At 71.6% G+C, this 18343-nt stretch carries 20 protein-coding genes; 8 read left to right on the forward strand and 12 right to left on the reverse strand.

The features are described 5' to 3' along the window. Window positions 1–387: 387 nt before the first annotated feature. Window positions 388–996 (reverse strand): helix-turn-helix domain-containing protein, encoded by a 609-nt coding sequence (locus ABZS58_RS07120; RefSeq protein ID WP_354778486.1) that lies wholly within the window; start codon window positions 994–996, stop codon window positions 388–390. A gap of 75 nt (window positions 997–1071) precedes the next feature. Between ABZS58_RS07120 and ABZS58_RS07125 the strand changes: the two genes are divergently transcribed. Next, window positions 1072–2193, forward strand: a complete 1122-nt coding sequence (locus ABZS58_RS07125; RefSeq protein ID WP_354778488.1) for an FAD-dependent monooxygenase — start codon at window positions 1072–1074, stop codon at window positions 2191–2193. A 484-nt stretch (window positions 2194–2677) separates the two neighbouring features. Here the strand turns inward: ABZS58_RS07125 and ABZS58_RS07130 are convergent, their stop codons facing one another. The 4 genes from ABZS58_RS07130 to ABZS58_RS07145 all read right to left on the reverse strand — a co-directional run bounded on the left by ABZS58_RS07130 (window position 2678) and on the right by ABZS58_RS07145 (window position 7051). Next, the gene (locus ABZS58_RS07130; RefSeq protein WP_354778490.1) at window positions 2678–3874 is read right to left on the reverse strand and encodes an aminoglycoside phosphotransferase family protein; all 1197 of its coding nucleotides are present in this window, start codon (window positions 3872–3874) and stop codon (window positions 2678–2680) included. A gap of 283 nt (window positions 3875–4157) precedes the next feature. After that, window positions 4158–5417 carry a sensor histidine kinase gene (locus ABZS58_RS07135; RefSeq protein ID WP_354778492.1) on the reverse strand — a complete coding sequence of 420 codons (1260 nt, stop codon included), beginning with the start codon at window positions 5415–5417 and terminating at the stop codon, window positions 4158–4160. A gap of 21 nt (window positions 5418–5438) precedes the next feature. Continuing rightward, the gene (locus tag ABZS58_RS07140; protein ID WP_354778494.1) at window positions 5439–6161 is read right to left on the reverse strand and encodes an ABC transporter permease; all 723 of its coding nucleotides are present in this window, start codon (window positions 6159–6161) and stop codon (window positions 5439–5441) included. Next, window positions 6158–7051, reverse strand: a complete 894-nt coding sequence (locus tag ABZS58_RS07145) for an ABC transporter ATP-binding protein (RefSeq protein ID WP_354778496.1) — start codon at window positions 7049–7051, stop codon at window positions 6158–6160. The genes ABZS58_RS07140 and ABZS58_RS07145 overlap by 4 nt, the downstream gene beginning before the upstream one ends. Window positions 7052–7412: 361 nt before the next feature. On the opposite strand from ABZS58_RS07145, the gene ABZS58_RS07150 reads away from it, so the two are divergent. The 4 genes from ABZS58_RS07150 (at window position 7413) to ABZS58_RS07165 (ending at window position 9211) form a co-directional block, all read left to right on the forward strand. Further along, window positions 7413–7814, forward strand: a complete 402-nt coding sequence (locus ABZS58_RS07150; RefSeq protein WP_354778498.1) for a DUF2752 domain-containing protein — start codon at window positions 7413–7415, stop codon at window positions 7812–7814. A gap of 48 nt (window positions 7815–7862) precedes the next feature. Beyond that, the gene (locus ABZS58_RS07155; RefSeq protein WP_354778500.1) at window positions 7863–8258 is read left to right on the forward strand and encodes an RDD family protein; all 396 of its coding nucleotides are present in this window, start codon (window positions 7863–7865) and stop codon (window positions 8256–8258) included. A 64-nt stretch (window positions 8259–8322) separates the two neighbouring features. Then, on the forward strand, window positions 8323–8820 hold the full coding sequence (locus ABZS58_RS07160; protein ID WP_354778502.1) for a YfcE family phosphodiesterase: 498 nt from the start codon (window positions 8323–8325) through the stop codon (window positions 8818–8820). Between the two features lie 16 nt (window positions 8821–8836). Continuing rightward, window positions 8837–9211 carry a DUF4180 domain-containing protein gene (locus tag ABZS58_RS07165; RefSeq protein ID WP_354778504.1) on the forward strand — a complete coding sequence of 125 codons (375 nt, stop codon included), beginning with the start codon at window positions 8837–8839 and terminating at the stop codon, window positions 9209–9211. On the opposite strand, the gene ABZS58_RS07170 is transcribed toward ABZS58_RS07165, so the two are convergent. Beyond that, window positions 9192–10082 carry a polysaccharide deacetylase family protein gene (locus tag ABZS58_RS07170; RefSeq protein WP_354778506.1) on the reverse strand — a complete coding sequence of 297 codons (891 nt, stop codon included), beginning with the start codon at window positions 10080–10082 and terminating at the stop codon, window positions 9192–9194. The two genes, ABZS58_RS07165 and ABZS58_RS07170, sit on opposite strands and share 20 nt — an antisense overlap. 156 nt (window positions 10083–10238) lie before the next feature. Between ABZS58_RS07170 and ABZS58_RS07175 the strand changes: the two genes are divergently transcribed. Next, window positions 10239–10625 (forward strand): AraC family transcriptional regulator, encoded by a 387-nt coding sequence (locus ABZS58_RS07175; RefSeq protein WP_354778508.1) that lies wholly within the window; start codon window positions 10239–10241, stop codon window positions 10623–10625. Window positions 10626–10665: 40 nt separating this feature from the next. On the opposite strand, the gene ABZS58_RS07180 is transcribed toward ABZS58_RS07175, so the two are convergent. The 6 genes from ABZS58_RS07180 to ABZS58_RS07205 form a co-directional block, all read right to left on the reverse strand. Continuing rightward, the gene (locus tag ABZS58_RS07180; RefSeq protein WP_354778510.1) at window positions 10666–11229 is read right to left on the reverse strand and encodes a GrpB family protein; all 564 of its coding nucleotides are present in this window, start codon (window positions 11227–11229) and stop codon (window positions 10666–10668) included. After that, a complete protein-coding gene (locus ABZS58_RS07185) occupies window positions 11229–12197 on the reverse strand; it encodes an ATP-dependent DNA ligase (RefSeq protein WP_354778512.1) in 969 nt (322 codons plus the stop codon). Before ABZS58_RS07185 ends, ABZS58_RS07180 begins: the two co-directional genes overlap by 1 nt. A 165-nt stretch (window positions 12198–12362) precedes the next feature. Then, window positions 12363–12728, reverse strand: coding sequence for an aminoglycoside adenylyltransferase domain-containing protein (locus tag ABZS58_RS07190; RefSeq protein ID WP_354778514.1), 366 nt, complete (start codon window positions 12726–12728; stop codon window positions 12363–12365). Window positions 12729–12751: 23 nt separating this feature from the next. Beyond that, window positions 12752–13258 (reverse strand): nucleotidyltransferase domain-containing protein, encoded by a 507-nt coding sequence (locus ABZS58_RS07195; RefSeq protein WP_354778516.1) that lies wholly within the window; start codon window positions 13256–13258, stop codon window positions 12752–12754. Between the two features lie 58 nt (window positions 13259–13316). Then, window positions 13317–14231, reverse strand: coding sequence for an NAD(P)/FAD-dependent oxidoreductase (locus ABZS58_RS07200; protein ID WP_354778518.1), 915 nt, complete (start codon window positions 14229–14231; stop codon window positions 13317–13319). Between the two features lie 57 nt (window positions 14232–14288). Then, complete coding sequence (locus ABZS58_RS07205) at window positions 14289–15302, reverse strand: TetR/AcrR family transcriptional regulator (RefSeq protein ID WP_354778520.1); 1014 nt, start codon at window positions 15300–15302, stop codon at window positions 14289–14291. Between the two features lie 20 nt (window positions 15303–15322). Here ABZS58_RS07205 and ABZS58_RS07210 point away from each other — a divergent pair, with 20 nt between their 5' ends. Together ABZS58_RS07210 and ABZS58_RS07215 are read left to right on the forward strand one after the other, a co-directional pair. Then, a complete protein-coding gene (locus ABZS58_RS07210) occupies window positions 15323–16579 on the forward strand; it encodes a cytochrome P450 (protein WP_354778522.1) in 1257 nt (418 codons plus the stop codon). A 202-nt stretch (window positions 16580–16781) separates the two neighbouring features. Further along, a complete protein-coding gene (locus tag ABZS58_RS07215) occupies window positions 16782–18296 on the forward strand; it encodes an MDR family MFS transporter (protein WP_354778524.1) in 1515 nt (504 codons plus the stop codon). Window positions 18297–18343: the final 47 nt, after the last annotated feature.

Here is an 18343-nt window from a genome sequence, read left to right on the forward strand (position 1 = left end):
GCCACCTTGCCACGATCATGCCCGACTCTTCGCCGCGGGTCACCCGTCCGGTGGGGTCCCCACTCCCTGGAGCAACACTCCGGGTCCACCTCAAGCCCGCCCTGCCCCGCCGGCCCGGCGCGCCCTGCCCGGCCCGCCCGGCCCGCCCTGCCCCGCCCGCCCGCCCGGCCCGCCCAGCTCGCCCTGCCCAGCTCGCCCTGCCCAGCTCGCCCTGCCCAGCTCGCCCCGCCCGGCCCGCCCGCCCCGGCTCCACCCGCCCCGGTCTTACCTCACCCGTCCGGGCCCGGCCCGGTCTGTCCTCACCTGGTCCGGCCTGGTCCGGCCCCGCCTGGTCGCGCCTGATCCGGCCCGGCGCAGCCTTGCGGGGGATGTCATCAGCGGAACGTCCTAGCGGCTCCGGGTCGTCATCCAAGGTCGCAGCGCAACGCTTGTCGCCTCCTCGACCGCCGACCGCAGCTCCTTCGGGTCGTGGTGCGCCGGCATGTCGTCCATCACCACCTGCACCGCCCCGGTCACGGCGCCGACGAACGCCCCGACCAGCGCGCCGGCCTTGACCCGGTCCAACTGCTCCGGGAACGCCTCGGCCAGGTGCGCCGCGATCTGCTGCTGCGCGTCCAGCTGAATCTGCAGCGCCCGCCCCCGCACCGCCGGCACCTCCCGGATCAGTCGCAGCCGCAGCGCCGCCAACCGGTCGGTCAGGTCGTCGCTGTCGGCGCCGGTCAGATGCAGGGCACGGACCAGCACTTCGACAGGGGTGTCCTCAGGGTCGCGGGCCGCGATCGCATCGACGGCCGCCTGCACCCGGTAGTCGCTCTCGGGAAACAGCAACTCCTCCTTGCTGGCGAAATAGCTGAAGAACGTGCGTGTGCCGATGTCCGCCGCCGCGGCGATGTCCGCCACCGTCGTGCGCTCATAGCCGTCCCGTTCGAACAGCTCCGTCGCGGCGTCGACGAGCGACTGCCGGATGCGAGCGCGTTTTCGGTCACGCAGGTTCATGCCGACATCGTATCGCACCAAGTGTCAACTTGCACTCGTTGTATTTCTGCACTGAATGCAGGTACTGTCTCGGGCATGACTCCTCCCACGGTCCTCATCTCCGGCGCCGGCGTGGCCGGCCCGACACTCGCGCACTTCCTGGCCCGCCACGGGTTCCGCCCCACGATCGTGGAGCGCGCCGGTGGCCTGCGCTCAAGCGGCAATCCGGTCGACGTGCGCGGTCCGGCCCTGCCCGTCGCCGAGGAGCTGGGCATCATGCCCCAGTTGCGCGCCGCCGCCACCCACGCCACCTCGATGCTCGTCATCGACGCCAAGGGCCGTCCGTCCGGCCGCGTGCCGATGCCGACCTCCAAGAGCGCGGCGGGCAACCGCGAGGTCGAGCTGCCCCGCGGCGACCTGGCCGCGATCCTGCAGGAGGCCGCCCGCGACGACGCCGAGCTGCTGTGGGACGACACCATCACCTCGGTGACCCAGGACGGCGGTGGCGTCGACGTCATGTTCGAGCGCGCAGCTGCACGCCGTTTCGACCTCCTCGTCGGCGCCGACGGCCTGCACTCCGCGGTGCGCAGGCTCGTCTTCGGCCCTGAGCGTGAGTTCGTGCGGCACATGGGCGTCTGGGTGGCCACGATGCCGCTGGACGGCCCGGCCGAATATCCGCACGACGTCCTGATGCACAACACGCCCCGCAAGCTGGTGTCGATCCATCCGTCGACGGGCCGGGCGATGGTCGCGTTCATCTTCCGTGGCCCGATGGTCGAGGGCTTCGACCACCGCGACGCAGCCCAGCACAAGCGGATCGTCACGGACGCCTATGCGGGTGGAGGCTGGCGTGTCCCAGAGCTGCTCGACCGGCTGCAGACGACACCGGACCTGTATTTCGACTCCGTCAGCCAGGTCCGCCTGCCGTCCTGGTCGCACGGCAGGGTGACGCTGCTCGGCGACGCGGCGTCCTGCGTTTCCCTGTTCGGCGACGGCTCAAGCCTCGCCATGGCCGGTGCGCACACCCTTGCCACCGCCCTGGCAGCAAGCCCGTCCGACCATGCTTTGGCCTTCATGGCATACGAGTCGTCCCACCGCACCCACACAGACGCCAAGCAGCGCTCCGTCGGCCTCGCCACGACGATGCTGATCCCGAAGACGCGCCTCGGCATCGCCACCCGCAACGTTGCCGCCCGTGTCCTCCTGTCGCACGCATGACGCCCAACGAGCACCCTCACGCCCGCCTGTTCGCCAACGAGCACCTCACGCCCGCGTGCCCGACGCCGGCGGACGTGGGGATGCCGCGGCCGAAGCCATCAGGGCGCCGTTCACTCAGTGCTGGACGCGCCGCGCGCCGCAAGGCGATCGCGGCGGCAATGCCGGCAGTCCACGAGCGCCGACTGGCAAGCGGTCGCGGCGGCAGCGGTCGCGACCCGTGCCGAGCAGCCTCGGTGGCGACGGTGAGGCTGATGCCGGGCAGTCTCGGTGGCCGAGCCGCATTGGTGCGGACGCTGTGACCTCGCTGCGGCTCGCGAGCGCCGCGCACAGGGCACCTGGTGGCAACGACGCACGAATGGCCCGGTGACGTCGATGCACGGGGCGACCCGGCGGCAACGACGCACTGAGGCTGATGGCGACGCTTCGCCGGCCCGGGGCCGGCCCGCTGAAACCTGAGGCCGGCACGCTGAAAGACGAGGAGGTGTCAGATGCGCATCGCGGTGATGGTGTCGGCGGCGGCGAGCATCTGGGCGGCCAAGGGCTGGAGGCCGACCTGGACGAGGACGAGGCCGGTCGAGACGCGTTCGACGACGCCCCACTCCCAGATCGCGGTCTCGTCGAGGCCGGTGCGGGCTGCGAGCCAGCGCGACCGGTCGCGGGGGTCGGCGGCCACGAGTTCGACCGGGTCCTCGCGCATGATGACGCCGAGGTCGTATTCCGCCTCTGCGAGCAGTCCGTCCGGGTCGACCAGACGGAAGCCGTCAGCCGCGCGCAGCGTGTTCCATTCGTGGACGTCGCCGTGGACGAGGACGGCACGTTCGTCGTCGTGGGCGGCGACCCGGCGTTCGGCGCAGGAGAGGGCGTGCGCAACGGTCTGCTCGGCACACGGCCGGTCCAGCCGTTCCCACAGATCTGTGATGAACGCGGCGAGCCACTCGCCCTTCGCCGCCCCTGTCGGCAGTCCGGCATCCGGTGCGGGCCGCCACACCCGGCTCGCCACGTCGCAAAGGATCTCGTGCCGGCGAGTGATCGGCAGGCCCAGTTCGGACAGGCTCGGGCCGAGCTTCTCCAGCAGCAGCGCGTCCCTCGCCACGTCGTGCCGGAGCAGCCGCGCACAACCGTCACCGCCGGCGAGCCGCAGGACTGTGATCTCGTTCGCCGTCGCGTTGCCGGGGCGCGGCACGATCAGCTTCAGCACCGCCGGCGTGCCATCGGCCATGGTCACGTCGGCGACGAAGGCCTCGGTGGCGTCGCTGTACACCCGCCCGACGCGCACCGCCCAGTCCTCTTCGATCCCGGCGACGAGCTCAGGCAGTCGCCGCAGCCAGTCGTGCGCACCTGCCGCTTCGGCTTTCGCCCGCACCGTCGTCGGCAGCGCCGCGTCGACCGTCGCGAGGGCTCGCTCGACCACGTCCGCCACAGGTTCCGCTCCACCGGTCGTGCCTACTCCACCGGTCGTGCCCGCGGCGCTCGTGGTGTTCGCACCGCCCGTCGTGTTCGTGGCGCCCGTCGTGCCCGCGATGCTCGTGGTGTTCGCACCACCCGCCGTGTTCGTGGCGCCCGTCGTGCCCGTGGCGCTCGTGGTGCTCGTGGTGTTCGCACCGTCCGCCGTGTTCGTGACGCTCGTCTTGCTCGCGGCGCCCGCCCCGCTGGTGCCGTCAGCCCCACCTGTACTGCCCATGCTGCGTGCTCCGTTCGCGGTGCCCGTGCCGGTCTGTGCGGCCTGTGTTGCTGAGCTGGGCTCCTGTGGCGTTGGCGGGTTCGCAGGGGTGCTGCCAGGCGGCTGCCGAATCCAAGGGCCAGCGGCCGTGGACGGCGCCGTGGACGGCGAGCGAGAGGGATCCGTCCGGATCGGAGGTGTGTCCACCAGCGGGAGCCTGCCCGGGGGCCTGGTCGCTGACAACTGCTTTAGGCCTGTTGAACAGCAAACGGTCGCCTTCGCGGGTCGAGGACGGGAGGGCCGGTCAGACCGTGGCGCGCAGGACGAAGCCGCCGCCGTCGCGGTTGCCGATGATCAGGGTGCCGCCGGCGGAGTCGACGCGTTCGCGGAGGCCGGCCAAGCCGTGGCCGGCAGCGTCCTGGTCGGCAGGACCAGCGGCAGAAGCCCGGTCCGTGGACGAGTGGGCAGAGGAAGCCGAGACGGCGTCCCGGCGAGCGGCCGAGGCGGCACCGGGGCTTGCGGGGCTGCCAGGGCTGCCAGGGCTGCCTGGACTGCCCGAACTGCCCGGACTGCCAGAGCGGCCGGCTGGGCCACGGCCGTCGTCGCTGATCTCGACGGCGTTGCGTTCGAGGCGGATCCAGCAGTGCTTTGCTTCGCTGTGGCGGATCACGTTGGTGACGCCCTCGCGGACGACCCAGGCGAAGAGCTGCTGCTGGGCGGGGTCGGCGGCCTCGGCGGTCAGCGGCACCTCGGCCTCGATGCCGGCGGCGTCCAGGGCGCTGCGGGCGGAGGCGAGCTCGGTTGCCAGGGACATGTCGCGGTAGCCGGAGACGGCGGCGCGGACGTCGACGAGGGCCTCACGGACCAGGCGCTGGATGTCGGCGAGTTCGGCCTCGGCGCGGTCCGGGGCGAGGCGGACCAGACGGGCGGCGAGCTCGCTCTTCACGGACACGACGGTGAGGGAGTGGCCGAGGAGGTCGTGCAGGTCGCGGGCGAAGCGGTTGCGTTCGGCGGCGACGGCCAGCTGGGTGATCTCCTCGCGGGCCTCGGCGAGCTGGGCGTTGCGCTGGAAGACGCGCGTCACGCCCCAGACGGCGAGCGCGGCGACGAGGACGGCGAAGGTGAGGTCGATACCGCCGTCCCAGCCGGGCACGAGCTTCGGCAGCGCGGCGGCGGTCCCGGCGGCGAGGAGCACCACGGTCCAGGCGAGCCGCGGGCCGAGGGTGAAGATGGCAATGACGCCGAGATAGACCAGGGCCGTCAGCCCCGATTCGCCCACCACGGACGTCAGGACGGCGGCCAGGGCGGCCATGAGTCCCAGCCGCGTCAGCGAGGAGGCCGGCTTCAGCGGCGCTCCCGTGCGGTTCACAGCGGTGCGGGCGGCCACGAACGACATCAGGTAGAGCACGCAGAACGCGAGCGCCGCCGTGATGCCGACCGCGCGCTCCCAGACCTCGGGGCGGCGCCAGGCGGCACCGATGGGGTTGGCCATGTAGAACAGCCAGACCGCCGCCCACAGCCAGAAGAGTCTGGGTGTGGGGCGGCGCCTGGTCGGGTCGCTCATGACGGACACGGTACCGACGGCTCAGGCGCGAGCGGTGTCGACGCGGAACCGGCGCAGCGCGACGAGTGCCAGGGCGACGGTCCAGCCGCCGAGGACGAGGATGGCCTGGACGTCGATGTGGCCGTGGTCGAGGGGGCTGCGGGCGACCTCGCCGGTCCAGTAGGAGGGCGTGAGCTTCGCGATCTGCTGCATGAGGTTCGGCATCAGCTGGACCGGCACCCAGAGCCCGCCGAACGCGGCGAGGGTCAGGTTGAGCAGCGCGGTCACCTGCTGGACGCCGTCGGGCTTGGCGAGGTAGCCGATGACGACGCCGAGCGCGGCGAAGGGCAGCGCCGACAGCCAGGCCCCGGCGAAGCACAGCACCCACTCGACCAGCGTAAGGCGGACGTGCAGGCCGATGGCGCCGACGAGGAACGTGACGAGGACCGGCGGGACGGCGACGAGGAGCGCGACGATGACCTTGTTGACGACGTAGCCGCCGGGGGAGAGGGGCGTGAGACGCAGGGTGCGGTTCCAGCCGAGGCCGCGCTCGACGGCGATGGTGCTGCCGCTGGTGAGCGCGGCGGTCATCGCGCCGAAGAGGGCCATGCTGACCATGACGTACTTCTTGGCGTCCGGGTCGCCGCCGACGGAGACGCCGCCGATGATGAGCAGGAGCAGGGCGGGCATGAGCATGGAGAAGATGACGACGCGCTTGTTGCGGACGAGGCGGACGATCTCCATGCGGAGGTAGGTCGTGTTCACTTGGCGCTCCCGGCGGCGGTGAGGGCGATGAAGGCGTCTTCGAGGTTGCGCGCGGTGACTTCGACGTCTCGCGCGTCGGTGGAGCCGAGCAGGGACCGCAGGGCGGTGTCCGAGTCTTCGCAGTGCAGCATGATGACGTCGCCGCGGGTCTCGACGCGGTCGACGCCCGGCAGCGCGGCGAGGCCGACGAGGTCGGCGCCGGGAAGGGTGGCGCGGATGGTGCGGCCGGTGACGGCGGCCTTGATCTGGGCGGCGGTGCCGTCGGCGATGACCTGGCCGGAGCGCAGCAGCACGATACGGTCCGCGTACGCGTCGGCCTCGTCGAGGTAGTGCGTGGCGAACAGGACGGTGCGGCCCTGCGCGGTCTCCTGCCGCATCGTGGTCCAGAAGCCGCGGCGGGTCTCGACGTCCATGCCGGTCGTCGGCTCGTCGAGCACCAGCAGGTCAGGGTCGGCGACGAGGGCCATCGCGAAACGGATCCGCTGCTGCTGCCCGCCGGAGAGGCCACCGACCCGCTGGTTGGCGAACTCGGTGACGCCCGCGCGTTCGAGCACCTCCCGTACCGGCCGCGACCGCTGCTGCAGGGCGGCGGTGAGGCGGACCGTCTCGCCCGCGGTCAGGTCCGGCAGCAGGCCGCCGCTCTGCAGCAGCGCGCCGACGGTGCCCCTCGCGATCGCCTTCGCCGGCGACTGCCCGTCGAGCAGGACCGTGCCCTCGTCGGGGCGCAGCAGGCCGAGGAGCATGTCGATCGTCGTGGACTTGCCGGCGCCGTTCGGGCCGAGGAGCGCGACGACCTCGCCCCGGCGGATCGTGAGGTCCAGCCCGTCCACGGCGGTGAGTGCACCGAACCGCTTCGTCAGGCCGGTCAACTGGACTGCTGCGTTCGTCATGCCAGAAGCATCGCCGGGCATCCACCGCGGCGGATCTGTGTGGCGTCACCCGCGACCCCATGACGGATGTCATGCGCGTGCAGGTGCGCAAAAACACGCGGGCGCCTGAGCGGCGGCTGAGGCCGGGCGCGGCGGGCGGACCAGGGCGGGTTAGGGTGCACGCCGCGCGTCCACCGCACAAATCTTTCGTATCGATATTGTCGCGCTCACGCCCTTTGCATCCGCGTGTGTACCGGTATGCGTACGATTCTGTCACCGCGTTCGGCGCGGATGCTGTGCGTTCGGATGACCTAACGGGGTGGTGATCGACTGACCCCGTGCCATACGATCGCGATTCCATACCGTCGATCGAGCAGGTCACGTGCGTAAGCAGTTCTCCGTCCCGGAACGACTCGGTGGCTTCGGCGCCGCCGCGGCTGTCGCCGCCGCGTGCTGGCCGATGTTCACGGCGTCCACCGGTCTCGGTGCCCCGTGCCTGCTGTTCACGTTCACCGGTATCCCGTGCCCGGGCTGCGGCCTGACCACCGCCGCCGTGGCGCTCGTGCACGGACACCTCGGCGCCGCCGCGGCGGCGAACCCCGGCATCTTCGGTCTGGCGGCGGTGACGCTCGTGACCATTCCGCTGATCATGCTGCGGCAGTTCGGCCTGATCGGCGCCCCGGTGCCGTGGTCGGACCGGGCCCGGTCACGGATGGGACGGGCGATGCTCGTGGCCGCAGCCGTGAGCTGGGCCTTCCAGTTGCACCGGTTCGGGTTCGCCTGAGCCGGAACGTTTCGCAATACCCCCAGTTGTTCACGTCCAAGGAGTTCCATGAACCTCGCATCCTGGCCCGTGCGCGTCGGTGCCTACATCATCGACATGCTCCCGTACGCGGTGCTGGTCGGCATCGGCGCCGCTCTCGGCCGCAACGACGACGGCACGCTCGGTGTGCTCTACTTCGTCTTCTTCCTGCTCGGCCTGGTCTACCTGGGCTACAACCGCTGGTACCTCGGCGGCCAGGGCCAGAGCCTCGGCAAGAAGGCGCTCGGCCTGCACCTGATCAAGGAGCAGACCGGTCAGCCGATCGGCGCCGGCATGGCGTTCGTCCGTGACCTCGCGCACGTCGTCGACGGCATCTGCTGCATCGGCTACCTGTTCCCGCTGTGGGACCAGAAGAAGCAGACCCTGAGCGACAAGATCGTCGGCACGGTCGTCACCAAGGCGTAAGCATGCTGCGAGAAGCACCCCGGTTTTCCGGGGTGCTTCTCCATGTACGGGTACCGTCGGCCGGATGAGGCTCGTGCTCGTCGCCGACACCCACGTACCGAAGCGGGCCCGGGACCTGCCGGCGGCGGTCTGGGCAGCGGTCGAGGCCGCCGACGTCGTCATCCACGCGGGTGACTGGGTCGACGAGCCGTTCCTGGATCGCCTCGAGGCCCGTTCGGCGCGGCTGATCGGCGTGTACGGCAACAACGACGGCCCGGCGTTGCGGGCGCGGCTGCCCGAGATCGCCGACGCCGACCTCGACGGGCTGCGGGTGTCGGTCGTGCACGAGACCGGACCGGCGACCGGCCGGGAGCCACGCTGCCAGGACCGTTTCCCGGGCCGGGATCTGCTCGTCTTCGGCCACTCCCACATCCCGTGGGACACCGTTACACCCGCGGGGCTGCGACTGCTCAACCCGGGGTCGCCGACGGACCGCAGGAGCCAGCCGTACGCCACCTACATGACGGCAACCGTGGCCGGCGGCGCGCTCACCGAAACCGTGCTGCACCGAGTGCCCCGGTGAGGGGACAATCGGCGGCATGGACCCGACCGTCACCACCCTGCACGGCCTCGCGACGCTGATCCTGCCCGAGGACGGCCCGGCCGTCGGCACCGAGCTCGACGCCGGCGACCTCGTCGGCGCCGCGCTGGAGCACGACGCCGAGCTGCTCGTCGTGCCGGCCGCCCGGATCGCCGCCGAGTTCTGGACGCTGCGGACCGGGGTGGCGGGGGAGATCCTGCAGAAGCTCGTCAACTACCGGGTGCGGCTCGCCGTCGTCGGTGACATCACCGCACCGGTCGAGGCCAGCACCGCGCTGAGCGACCTGGTCCGCGAGTCCAACCGTCGCCGCGACGCGTGGTTCCTGCCCGACATAGCCGCCCTCGACGAGCGCCTCAGAGGGCCTCGAGGGTGAAGTACTGCTTCAGGAACGGCAGCAGCGTCTGGTAGGCGACGATCGTGTCGGGCTGCTTGTTGTCGTGCGACAGCACGATGGAGCCCTGCCGGATCTGCTTCTTCACTTCGGCGATGACCCGCTTGATGTGGGCGGCGTCATTGGCGTCCTTCGAATGGTTCCAGTCCGCGGGATCGGCGTCCCAGTAGATCGACGCCATCCCCATGTCCTTCGCCTTCGCGATCAGGCCCGGGGTGAAGTTGCCGCCGGGTGCCCGGAAGTACTTGATCGGAACGTTGGCGCCGGCGGCGGCACGGATGGCGTCGTTCGTGTGTTTGAGGTCCCAGTCGATGTACCCCGGCTCCTTCTTCGCCAGGTCCGTCAGGTGCTGCCAGGAGTGGTTGCACAGGGTGTGCCCCTCGGCCGCGATCCGCTTGACCAGGGCCGGGTTGTCCCGGGCGCGGAAGCCGACGAGGCAGAAGGTGGCCTTCACGCCGTTGTCGCGCAGCAGGTCGAGGATCTTCGGGGTGTTGACGGGGTCCGGCCCGTCGTCGAACGTCAGCGCGACCGCGGTGGACCCGGTGCGGCTCTGCGAGCCCGCGGCGCCGTGACCGGTGCCCGGCGGGCGGATCACGAACGTGCCCTCGGGACCCTTCACCGTCGACGCGCTCGGCTTCGGCGACGGCTTTCCTGCCGGCGACTTCGACGCGGACGGCCCCGCCGAGGGCGACGCGGCGGCCGTCGGTGACGGCTCCGCGGACGCCGGCGCGGTGGGTGCGCCGGTGGCGGGGAGGGCGGTCGAATGGTCCTTCTTCTTGTCCGAGCCGCACGCAGTGAGGGCAAGCATCGAGACGACCACCAACGTGACCATGGTCCTGCGCCGGAACACCATGAGCACCCCCTCACACGAACGGCTGACAGCGAACGACAAAACGTAATGCCCGGCCAACCTAGCCGAATCCGGGCACCTTTCACATCCCCCGTCGCACTGCGCACGGAGGTGAATACGGCAGGTGACGGTGCTCCGTGGCGGCGGTACAGTGCTGGCATGACGACGAGGGTGGTGCCCGTGCAGCTCCTGGCTCATCTGCGGCGTGCTCGCGACCACCTCGACCGGCATTATCGCGAGTCGCTCAACCTCGACGCGGTCGCCGCCGTCGCGCGGGTCTCGAAGTATCACTTCGGGCGGAGCTTCGAGTCGGCGTTCGGTGAGCCACCCATGCGCTATCTGACCCGCCGCCGCATCGAGCGCGCCCAGGACCTGCTGCGCTCGGCCGACCTGACCGTCACCGAGATCTGCATGACGGTCGGCTTCAGCAGCCTCGGCTCGTTCTCGTCCCGATTCACCGCGATCGTGGGGGAGAGCCCGACCGCCTACCGGGACCGTTGGCGACCCGCGGCATCCCGCATGTGCCCGGCTGCCTCCTGTTCATGAGCGGCGTGCTGACGCGCGTTGCTAAAGCAGCACCCGGTGTTCACGGGGTTCGGGTGACGGACCAGCCGGTCGCGGTGGCCCACGCTTCGGCCACGACGATCACCAGGTCGACGACGGGGTCCTTGACGTCGCTGTATTCGCCGATGTCGTCAGGGACGCCGGACAGTGCTCTGGCGAGGGCGGTCTTGAAGGCGCCGTAGGCGGGGACGGCCGCGGGGTGCGCGCGGAACCAGTCGCGGAAGAGCAGCGCCAGCCGCTCGTTCGGCGAGCCTGCGAGGCGCACGTGCAGGTTGACGCCCTCGCCGGTCCAAATCCGTTTGACCCACCTGCCGGGGTCGTCGGTCAGTCCGGCGGGGACGTGGTCGTGCACGTGCCGCCCTCTCGACATGCCGAGCAGTTCGAGAGGGCCGTCCAGCGGTGCGTCGAGGTCGGCGACGCTGACCTGCAGATCGAAGATCGGCTTCGCGGGCATCCCCGGGATGGACGTGCTGCCGATGTGCTCGACGGCGAGCGCGTGCGGTGCCAGCTCCTGCCGGATCCGCGCGGCGAGCGCCAGGCCGCGGGCCGCCCACTCCTCCCTCGGCGCGTCGACGACGATCGGCATCAGCCGTCCACCGCCGCGTCGCGTTTGGCCTTGGCCCGGCGTTTTCCTTCATGCATCGCCTGTACGCGCGGCACGGGAATCGTGTGTCCCTCCTCGATCAGTTTGGCGTCGAGCCGTTGCGGAGCAGGCATCCGGTCCGCCCACGGGTCGCCGTCGCCGAGGAGGGCGGGCACGGTGTGGATCGTGAAGTCGGCCGGCTTCACGTCGTCGAGGTCGTCCCACGACAGCGGGAACGACACGGGCGTCCCCGGCCGCAGCCGCGGGCTGTACGCGGCGGCGACGGTCGCCCCGCCGACCCTCGTCGGGTCGAGGAACACCTTGCCCTCCCGGTCCTCGCGGATGAACGCGGTCGTGGCGATCGCCGGGTCGAGCTTCGCGGCCCTGGACGCGACGGCCCGCGTCGCGGCGGCGATGTCCTCCATCGGCGCGTGCGCGTCGATCGGCACGAACACGTGCAGCCCCTTGGCGCCGCTCGTCTTCACCGCACTGTCCATGCCGAGGTCGGTGAGCACCTGCCGGATCAGCCTGGCCGCGCCGGCCGCGAGCTCGAACGCGTCCGGCGACGGCGGGTCCAGGTCGAGGATCATGTGGGTCGTGTGCGCGAAGTCCGGCGCCTTCGACAGCAGCGGGTGAAACTCGATCGACCGCTGGTTGGCGAACCACAGCAGTGTCCGCCGGTCCTCGCACAGCCCGTAGGTGACGTCCCGCTTCGACGACTCCGCCCACACGGTCACCCGCGGCACCCAGTCCGGCGTGTACTTCGGCAGGTTCTTCTGCATGAACGGCTGCTGCCCGCGCAGCATCCGCATCACCGACAGCGGCCTGCCCCGCAGCGCCGGGATGATCCGGTCGCGGACGGCGTCGAGGTAGTCGACCAGGTCGCGCTTGGTCGCTCCCGCCTCGTCGAACAGCGGCTGGTCGAGGTTCGTCAACGCGACCCCGTCGCGCTCCTCATTCGCTGCGGTCACCGTCACACCGTATCGCGGACACCGCCCGCCCACGTCGACACGCACCGTCCACGACGGCCGGAACCGCTGCGCTGCCCCAGCGCCCGGCGCGGTTTCGAGGGCGAGGTGCCGCTCCCGCACGACGACGCGGAGCCGCCCGGGAGGAAGCCGCCAAAGGGAGGCGCGTTATCTGCTCACGGTGCCGAAGGACTGGACGTGCGCCCACGACCCGCGTCCTGGTCCACCCCCGTGTGGTCGGCCCTCCCACGCTTCGGCGGTCTTCCTGAGCACCGTGGCGAGCAGGTGACCGATCGCCGCCGGCTCGATCCGGTCGTGGCCGCCGGTGGTGTACCGGCGGACCGCCGGCCCGACCGCCGCCAGGCTCGGGTCCCGGCCGAGGGCCCACGTCGCGGCGTCGACCTTGCCGCAGTGGACGCCCTCGGCAGCGAACCGCCACATCCTGCACGCCGTGAGCACCATGTGCGCGGCGTGCTCGTCGTCGTCGGTCAGGCCCTGCCACGTCGTCAGCCAGTGGCGTCCACGGTCGCGCAACCACCGTGCCGGCACCTCGCCGATCACCTCAGCGGGCGGTGGCCCGTGCAACGCCCCGCCCGCGGCCCGCGCCATCGCCACTCGACCGCCATGTCGGGATCAGCGGAGACCCGGTGAGTGATCTCCGCCCGCCCGGCGGCCACCCCGGCACCGTCGCAGGCCCGGTGCCGATCCGCGCCCGCGACCTGGCCGGCCGCCTCGATGGCGTCGGCCGCGGCGATGACGGCGCCCTCGGCATAGCGGCCGACGTGCAGCTCCACCGGCGGCGCCCGCTCCGGACGCGCCGCCACGGCCGCCGTGACCACGTGCAGGTCGATGCCGGCGGCGTCGCCGAGGTCGGCCTCAAGGACGAGCCGCTCCAGCAGCCGGGCCCGGTCGTGGCGGAGGTCCGTGACCACCACGAGCAGGTCGATGTCGCTGCGGCCGGCCAGGAAGTCACCGGTCGCGAGCGAACCGTGCAGGATCACCGCTCGGAGGGAATCCCGGACCACGTCAGCGATCCGATCGACGAGCTGCAGCACGGCCTCCATGCCGCCGACGATACCTGAAACCTAGTGTCCTAGGAAACTTCACGGATTGTGGCGCGGCTCAACCAGCGGCCTCCTCGAGCACCAGATCCATGTTGATGAAGCCACCGGCACTGACCCCCGCCGCGGCGGCGGCGATGACCGTGGCCATCGGGTCGGTGACGTTGCCCGCCACGAAGACGCCCGGCACCGACGTCGCGCCGCCCAGACCGGAAGGAACGTGGGTGCCGAGAGGAATGCCATTGGCCTCGAACGGGACGGGGGAGAGCCCCAGTGGCTCGAGTGCCGAGACGCGCGCCGCGATCCGGCTCATCAGCACCAGGGCGTCGACCGGCACGAGAGTGCCGTCCGCGAGTTCGGCGCCGGATTGCCCGTACGCGACGACCTCCCCGGAGACGAGCTTGATCCCGCGTCGCTCCAGCCGCGCGAGCTCCTCGGGGGACGGCGAGGGCGCGGTGTGCAGCAACAGCACCACGTCGGGCGTCCACTGCCGCCACAACAGCGCCTGATGCGCCGCCATCGAGGTCGTGGCGAGGATGGCGACGGGCCGGTCCCGGACCTCCCAACCGTGGCAGTAGGGACAGTGCAGCACCCGGCTGCCCCAGTGTTCGGCGACGCCCGGAATGTCCGGCAGTTCGTCGACGAGACCCGTGGTGACCAGCACCCGCCGTGCCGAGACGGTCCCGCCACCGGCCATCGACAGGGTGAAATGCGGCACCGCGCCGGTGACGGCGGTGACGACGTCGTCGCGGATTTCGCCACCGTACGAGCTGACCTCCGCCCGGCCGGTCGACAGCAGCTCCCCGGGTGGCGTGTTCTCTCTGCCGAGGTAGTTGTGCACGTGTCCCGCGGGAGCGTTGCGGGGTTCGCCGGCGTCGATGACCAGCACCCGGCGGCGGGCCCGGGACAGGGTCAGCGCCGCGCTGAGGCCGGCCGCGCCGCCGCCGATGATCGCTACGTCATATGCGTTGTCCATGCGTCGAGCGTCCGTCGCTCTGGCGCGAACGGCAAGTCGTCTTGCTGAAATGGCAAGCTAGAGGATGGCGGCGCAGGCGCCCCATCCGGAGGCGCGCGCGACGATCCGGCCGCCGGCGAGGCGCAGTGCGATCTCCGTGGTGTCCGGCGCGGGCTCCGGATCGCAGCTGATCCGCAGGTCGGGCCATGCGGCCGGCGGGGCGGCGTGCGACAGGTCGTGCCGCAGCTCGGCCAGGGACAGCCGGACCAGCGGCAGCAGCTCGTCGGGGGTGTCGGTGACCAGGGTCGCGGTCACGGGCAGCCCGCCGCGGAGCGCGTGCTCGATGGCGGTGAGGCGGTGCAGGCCGAGGATGGCGACGATCCCGTCCGGCGGGGCTTCCGCTCGTACGCCATGCAACAGGTCCAATGTGGACGGCTGCGCCCATGGCTCGTCGGTCGCCTGGGCCACTGTCGTGACCTGCGGGGGGATCCGCGTGTCGACGATGTCCGGCAGCTGCTCGACGGCCCGCACGACGTTGAACGGCTCGCCGAAGCCCGGGGCGGCCGCGGCGAGCTGGCTCGCGCCGTGCAGGACGGTGAGCGCCAGCTCGGCCAGCCGGACCTGCCGGTGGTCGTCGTGCCCCAGGCGCTCCAGGGTGAGTCCGAGGACGATCGCGTCGAGCTGCTTGAGCTGCGCGAACGCCGCGCGCGTCGAAGGGTCCGCGACGACCTCGGCCATGAAGTCGGTGGCGAGCGGCGCGGCGTCGTCGGTGGCGAGGGGCAGCCGGGCGATCCATGCCCTGGCCAGGGCGCCGAGCGCCTCGCGAGGGGTCGTGGTGGTGGCGGTCGCGGGGACGGCCGGGACGTCGTCGGTGAGGACGGCGAGATACAGGGCGCGCTTGCCGGGGAAGTTGGAGTAGACGGCGCCGCGGGTGAGCTCGGCGCGCTCGGCGATCGCGTCGATCTTGGCGTCGCGGAATCCGCGCTCGGCGAACTCGGCACGGGCGGCGGCGAGGACGGCCGCGCGGTTGCGCACCTGGGTCTCGGCGCGGGTGAGGCGGGCCATGGGGCTGAAGATATCGTCATCATCCAAATGATGCTATCATCTGAGTCATGCTGCTGGTGCCCGAGATCGACCTCACCGACCCCGAGCTGCCGCACGACCCCGCCGCCGTCTACGGGCGGGCCCGCGAGCGTGCGCCCGTCGCCAGGCTCCTCGCGCCCGGTTTCGGTCCGATGTGGGCGGTGACCAGGCACGCCGAGGCGAGGTCGATGCTCTCCGACGCGCGGTTCGCCAACGGCGCCGCCAGCTATCAGCGCCCCGACGTGCCTGAGCACTGCCGCCGGTTCATGCGGACCATGCAGGAAATGGACGGCCCCGAGCATCAACGGCTGCGCCGGCTCAGCGCGCCAGGATTCACCGCCCGGCGCGCGGCGGCCTTCCGCCCGGCGGTCGAGCGGATCGTCGGCCGGCTGCTCGACGGGGTCGCCGATCGCCTGCTCGACGGCCCGGTCGACCTGCTCGAGGCGTTCGCGGGACCGCTGCCGATGGAGGTCATCTGCGAGCTCGTCGGGGTTCCGGACGCCGACCGCCCCGCGTGGCTGGTGCACGGGCGTGCGGTCGCGGCCGGCAACGGACCGGCGTTCATGGCGGCCGTCCCGGCGATCATCGACGGCGCGCGGGCCGCAGCACCGCACGTCGCGGGCATGTTCGGCGACGGCCTCACCGAGGAGGAGCTGATCACCCTCGTCTGGCACCTGGTCCTCGCCGGGCAGACCCCCGTCAACCTCATCGCGAATGCCGTCGCGACGCTCCTGGAAGACCCCGCCCGCGCCGAGCTCCTGCGCGCCGAGCCGGATCTGCTGCCCGGCGCGGTGGAGGAGCTGACGCGATGGTGCGGTCCTCAGCTGCTGACGATTCCGCGGTATGTGCGGCACCCCACCGACCTCGCGGGCGTCACCGTAGGGCCCGGGGAGCCGGTGACGGCCGCGCTCGTCGCGGTCAACCGGGATCCGCGGGTGTTTCCCGATCCTGAGCGGCTCGACCTGCGTTCGACCGCTGCGGGGGCGCATCTCGGCTATGCGCACGGCCCGCACTTCTGCCTCGGTGCGCCCCTGGCGAGGGTGCAGACGGAGGTGGCGATCGGGGCGCTGCTGGCGCGGTTCCCGGATCTCGCGTTGAGCGACGCGCCGGAGCTGGCCGGGGTCGCGGCCCGCCGGGTGCCGGACCCGGGGACGTGGCGGCTGGCCGCGCTGCCGGTTGTCGCGTCGGTGCTGTCGTGTGCCGCCGCTCCGCTGCCGGGCCTCGTCGCCGGGAAGGACGGCGCGGCCGTGCCGGCCGTCGCCGGGAATGACCCGGGTCGTCCATGAGGTCGTCCATGAGGAGGACGTTCCGCACCGCGGAGCCCGGACAGCGCGACGGCGAGGCCTGAAACCGGATGACCGCCCGGTCATCGCGAGATCCGAATCCCTCGAAGCCCCATGACAGTGTCGACGACGACCGCGTCGGCGGGTGGCGTGCAGGGACGCGCTGAGCCGCGTCGGGCTGGTCGGTGTCCCGTAAGGTCAGCCCATGGGCAACGCCACTTTCACACCCCGGAAGGCGGTGGGGCTGCGCTCGGAGCGCGGACCCGTCCTCGCGTCGGTGATGCTGACGACCGCGCTCGTCGCGCTGGACAGCACGATCATCGCGACCGCGGTGCCGTCGGTGGTCCGCGACCTCGGCGGCTTCTCGCACTTCCCGTGGCTGTTCTCCGTGTATCTGCTGACCCAGGCGGTGACGACACCGCTGTATGGCAAGCTCGCCGACGTCTTCGGCCGGCGGCCGGTGATGTTCGCCGGGATCGCCGCGTTCCTGCTCGGGTCGGTGCTGTGCGGGTTCGCGTGGAACATGGTGACACTGATCGTGTTCCGGGCCGTGCAGGGCATCGGCGCCGGTGCGATCCAGCCGATGAACATGACGATCATCGGAGACCTGTACACGGTCGAGGAACGCGCCAGGGTGCAGGGTTACGTCGCCGGGGTGTGGGGCGTGTCGTCGGTGATCGGGCCGACGCTCGGCGGCGTGTTCGCCGACTACTTGTCGTGGCGGTGGATCTTCTTCGTCAACGTCCCGCTGTGCGTCCTCGCCGCGTGGATGCTCGCCCGCAACCTGAAGGAGAAGATCGAGCGGCGCGAGCACCGCGTCGACTACCTCGGCGCGACGCTGCTCGTCACCGGCTGCAGCCTGCTGATCCTCGGCACCCTCGAAGGCGGCACCACCTGGGCGTGGACGTCGGCGCCGAGCATCGCCGTCTTCGCCGCCGGCACGGTGCTGATGGTCGCGTTCTGGTTCGTGGAGCGCCGCGCCGCCGAGCCGGTCCTGCCGCTGTGGGTGTTCCGGCACCGGGTGCTCGTCGGCGGCAACCTCGTCGCGCTCACCGTCGGTGCGCTGCTCATCGGGCTCACGTCCTTCGTGCCGAGCTTCGCCCAGGGTGTCCTGGGTGCGAGCGCCGTCGTCGCCGGGTTCGTCGTCGCCGCGATGTCGCTGGGCTGGCCGATCGCCGCGACCCTGTCCGGCCGCGTCTACCTGCGTCTCGGCTTCCGTGACACGTCCCTGGCGGGCAGCGTGGCCGTCATCGCCGGCGCCGTCATGTGCGCCGTGCTCGGCCGGCACACCGGTATCCCCATGGTCGCGGTCGCGTGCTTCGTCGTCGGGATCGGGCTCGGGTTCGTGTCGAGCCCGAGCCTCGTCGCCGTGCAGTCGGTCGTCGGCTGGGACCGCCGCGGCGTGGTCACCGGCACCAACATGTTCTTCCGGTCGATCGGCAGCGCGGTCGGCGCCGCCGTCTTCGGCGCGATCGCCAACACGACCCTGGACCGGCGGTTCGCGGCCGCGCCGCCCGGGATGCGGGAGCAACTCGGTGAAGGCGCCGACGCGACCGACGTGGTGCTCAAGGCGAAGGACACCCCGCCGGCCGTCCTCGACTACGCGCGCGACAGCCTGTATGCGGCCACGCACCATGTGTTCATCGCTGTGGCCTGCGTCGCGGTCCTCTGCGTCGGCGCGCTGCTGCTCATGCCGCGCCGCACCGATCCGCTGCCGTGATCCGACACACTGGAGATCCATTTCATATCACCTCGGTGGGTAGGATC

The organism is Dactylosporangium sp. NPDC005555, from assembly GCF_040605635.1.
Taxonomy (GTDB): Bacteria; Actinomycetota; Actinomycetes; order Mycobacteriales; family Micromonosporaceae; genus Dactylosporangium.